This is a genomic window from Gammaproteobacteria bacterium, assembly GCA_022450155.1.
Lineage (GTDB): Bacteria > Pseudomonadota > Gammaproteobacteria > Arenicellales > UBA868 > REDSEA-S09-B13.
Genome location: JAKUQR010000064.1, coordinates 1 through 3,749, shown reverse-complemented (window position 1 = coordinate 3,749; position 3,749 = coordinate 1). Strand labels below are relative to the sequence as shown.

The window sequence follows — 3,749 nt, the reverse complement described above, 5'->3', positions numbered from 1 at the left end:
CTGGCAGCGGAGCACTCTCTTAATCTAGCTCCATTGTTGTTCAAATAACTGAGTCCACCTCATATTTCAAGTTGTATTCTATGCAACCTTTTTAATACAGCCAATCAGTATTTAGTATAGCTATATCAAGAAATATGAGATAAAAATTTAGTTTGAAACTTTAACCAATTGATTGTAATATTATTGCAATTCAGAATACCGGGGCGTTACCAAAATAATTTTAATAACAGCAATCGTGGAGGGTAATAATGGCTAAGGTTAATCGCGTATCTCATGTGGTCCTGAACGTTAGCGACCCAGAAGCTTCAGCTAAATGGTACTCGGAAGCGTTGGGTATGGAATTGATGAACTACTCATCGGAAGTACAAATGGCATTTTTGTCATTCGGTACCCTAGACCACGACATAGCCTTGGTAAAGGCCCCGGAAGGCGTAGAGACTGGCAGCCCCGGGTTGAGTCACACGGCTTTGTCCATAGAAGGTGGCCCAGAAGAGCTCAAGGAGATCCATGAGCGAGTAAAAAACACCGGTGCCAAAATCGAGATGACAGCGGACCATGGATTGACCAAGAGTTTTTATTGCCTCGACCCTGATGGCAATCGAATAGAAATTTTTTACCAACACCTTCATGGGGACGACGCCAAAACGTTTATGCGTGATGTCGGAGCGATGTTAGAACCTTATGGCGATCTCGAGGCGATCCCTGATCAACTAACGATCTAAATCAATTAACTCAACTCGCCAGGAAAAATAAAGGGAAGTCTACCTGCGCTTTCGATGTGAACTGAAGCCTCGTCGGTCAGGTGAACTTCCCTTTTTGTAATGGGGTAGCCTAAACATACCGTTTACTGTCACTTCCGACTTGAATTTGGAGTAGACCCAGGCTAGCTATCACATTGGTCCACGGTGCCTGTATTAGAAGACGAAAACCGGACACCAGGGTCCCCAAAAGCATACATCCACCGTTTTAAACCAATCGTCCGTACCATTGATTATTCGGATGGAATTAAAACCATAATTTTCTATTTTGAACACCGACCTCGCTATCATTTCACCCATTTTGGTTGAATAGTATGGGCTGAGTTCCATATCTAGTACTTTGTTTGCTCAACCAAATAGTCTTGTGGTCTCCCTGAATTTCCAAAGCTCTACAATCAGAATAATTGCAAGCTTCAATCTCTAGGCAAAGATTAATCATGGCTCAGGATTTTTCCGCCCATTGGCTAGTGAGACGTCGATTCTTAAAACAGTAGAATCGCTTACTCAAAGGAACATAAACGCATTGGTTGTAGACAGTACGGTCGAGGCATTAAGGCTTCTCGTGTCTTTGGTTCCCAGCGGATCTGAAGTGTATTGCGGTACATCAGAAACGCTAACCAGCATTGGCTTCCCAGAATATATCCACAATAATCCAGGCTATCGAAGTTTGGATCGCGAGTTTGAATCGGAATCTGATCCGCAAAATAAACAAGAGCTTCGCCGCTTATCATCAATATCCGAATATTACGTAGGTAGCGCGCAGGCGATATCAGAGACGGGAGAAGTGGTAGTCGCTAGTTCTTCTGGCAGCCAGATTAGCGCATATGCTTTCGGTGCGAAACACGTAATATTAGTCTCGGGTACGCAAAAGATTTGCCCATCTCTCAGCGATGCAATTTCGAGAGTCCGCGGGTATTCCACTAACAAACATGACGAATGGTTAGCAGAGAAAGGTATCGGCTCAGCGCCAATCGGCAAGCTCCTTATATTGGAGAAGGAGACACAGATCGGTAGAATTACCGTCCTATTGGTCAGAGAGGATTTAGGATGGTGACCACTCGTACCGCATTTGATGAATCTGGCCTCACCTAAGAGTAGTCCCTAATTAAATTCGCCTCAACGAATACCCGCTTCTATCAATCGGAAATTACAAGATAGCGGAGGGCAAAGACAGCGAATCGCAATAGCGAGTGCATTAGCCACGGAAGTAAACCTGATAATCCTAGATGAACCAGTTTCAGCCCTAGACCTATCGATTAGAGCACATATCCTGACGTTGCTCGAAGATCTACAGAAACAGTTAGGAGTAAGCTACGTCTTTATAGGGCACGACCTTGCAGCTGTGGCTCACATAAGTCATCGCATCGCCGTGATATATCTTGGAAAAATCGTCGAAATGGCTGAAAGCCTAGATTTATGTAACGACCCACGGCACCCATACACACAGGTGCTGTTTGCAGCTTCGCTACCATCTCATCCTGATGAAGACACAAGAGTATTGAATCTTTCGGGCGAAGTGCCCAGCGCTATTAACCCACCAACCGGTTGCTCATTTCACACCAGATGCCAGTCCGCAATGGCCCAATGTTCTAAGTTTGAACCAACCCAGAAAACCTTAGCAGTTGGCCACATGGCAGCGTGCCATTTGCACGAAGAAAAGTAGCAATTTCCCTGTCTAGCTGTTTCGATGTTATGGACTTCTCAGACCGTTCAAATGGTCTGAGAATTGGAAGCGGTTCACAAGCAGATTGATGTCCATGGTGAAGGATGTTGGGCCCACCGCATCGACCTTAGACACGATGATTGACAGGCCATCGCGCTCTGAGGCCTCAGCAAAAGCCCGCTCGGCAGCCTCGACGGTGTCGGCGAGGGCCACGTGCTCGGCACCAGCCTTCTCGGCAATGCCCGCCAGGTCGGTGCCTGCCCCAGTGGCCGTTGGGAACCCGCCAACCGACAATAGGCTCTCGTTATCAAATATCCAGTGGGTCAGGTTTGGTGGCCGATAACGGGCGAGGGTGCTGAGCGAGCCCAAGTTCATCAGAACTGAACCGTCCCCATCTAGGACGGTGACCTTCTCCTTGGGCAATGACACCGCCAGACCCAGGCCCATGGACGAAGCGAGGCCCATGCCGTGCTCCAGGTAGAAGAAGTTGGGCTGATGCCCCAGGTTATACAGTTCCACCGCCACTGCCCCCATGATGGTCACAACAACCTGGTCTTTCAGCCGCGGATATACCGCCTGCAACGCCTCTTCCCGCAGCATCACTCCTCCCACATCAGTTCCCGGGTTAGCAGCAGAGCCACGGGCCGCAGTGAGCTGTCGGCCAGGGTCTGGGCCTGCAGTACCTGGTAGGCCACAGTTGCCGGATCAGACAGCTTCCGGTAGATGATGCCCAGCGATTGGAGCAGCGGTTCAGTGATGCGCCCTCCTTCGGTCTGCCACGGGTCCCGTTCGCCCATCTCCCCCCGGTAGCTGATGACCATCAGTAGAGGGATGCGATAAAGCTGGGCTACGGAGACTATGCCGTTCACAGAGGTTAGTAGGCCGTGGTTTTGCATCAGCATGGCCGATTTCCGGCCAGCTAAGTGTGCGCCTGTGGAGATTCCTACGCCCTCTTCTTCTTTGTTGAGCCTGATCAGGGTCATATCCGGGTCGTCTTCGGCCATCTGCATCACGTGGACCAGCCAGGTCTCCGGCAAGGCCGACAACAGGGTTATCCCGGCCGACTTCAGGGCCGCATAAAGCACCTCGGAGTTTTTGACTGAGACGGGCAACCCGGCGCCACCTCCAAACAGGTGGGCCAATTGTATGCGCCCGTGCCTGGCCGGTCAAACAGGTATACGTTTGCCCGGCCAGTGTTCGCATGGATATACTGCACCCACGAAACTTCATTCAGCCTTCCGGAGGCGCGGTGCAGCCAGCTATCTGGGACCCGGCCGAGACTATCTCCCGCGAGAAGATGGAACAGCTCCAAGTGGAGCGCCTTCGGG

General features: G+C 50.0%; 5 protein-coding genes. 3 read left to right on the top strand and 2 right to left on the bottom strand.

The window, feature by feature from the left end; all coding sequences use genetic code 11:
• Positions 1–248 precede the first annotated feature (248 nt).
• The 3 genes from MK323_15215 to MK323_15205 all read left to right on the top strand — a co-directional run bounded on the left by MK323_15215 (position 249) and on the right by MK323_15205 (position 2,421).
• Positions 249–722 carry a VOC family protein gene (locus MK323_15215; GenBank protein ID MCH2483494.1) on the top strand — a complete coding sequence of 158 codons (474 nt, stop codon included), beginning with the start codon at positions 249–251 and terminating at the stop codon, positions 720–722.
• 496 nt (positions 723–1,218) lie between these two features.
• Positions 1,219–1,812: a lactate utilization protein gene (locus tag MK323_15210; GenBank protein MCH2483493.1), complete on the top strand. Its 594-nt coding sequence runs from the start codon at positions 1,219–1,221 to the stop codon at positions 1,810–1,812.
• A 342-nt stretch (positions 1,813–2,154) separates the two neighbouring features.
• The gene (locus tag MK323_15205) at positions 2,155–2,421 is read left to right on the top strand and encodes a hypothetical protein (protein MCH2483492.1); all 267 of its coding nucleotides are present in this window, start codon (positions 2,155–2,157) and stop codon (positions 2,419–2,421) included.
• A 27-nt stretch (positions 2,422–2,448) separates the two neighbouring features.
• Here the strand turns inward: MK323_15205 and MK323_15200 are convergent, their stop codons facing one another.
• On the bottom strand, positions 2,449–3,021 hold the full coding sequence (locus MK323_15200; GenBank protein MCH2483491.1) for a thiamine pyrophosphate-dependent enzyme: 573 nt from the start codon (positions 3,019–3,021) through the stop codon (positions 2,449–2,451).
• Positions 3,021–3,563, bottom strand: a complete 543-nt coding sequence (locus MK323_15195) for a sulfopyruvate decarboxylase (protein MCH2483490.1) — start codon at positions 3,561–3,563, stop codon at positions 3,021–3,023. Before MK323_15195 ends, MK323_15200 begins: the two co-directional genes overlap by 1 nt.
• Between the last annotated feature and the right edge of the window lie 186 nt (positions 3,564–3,749).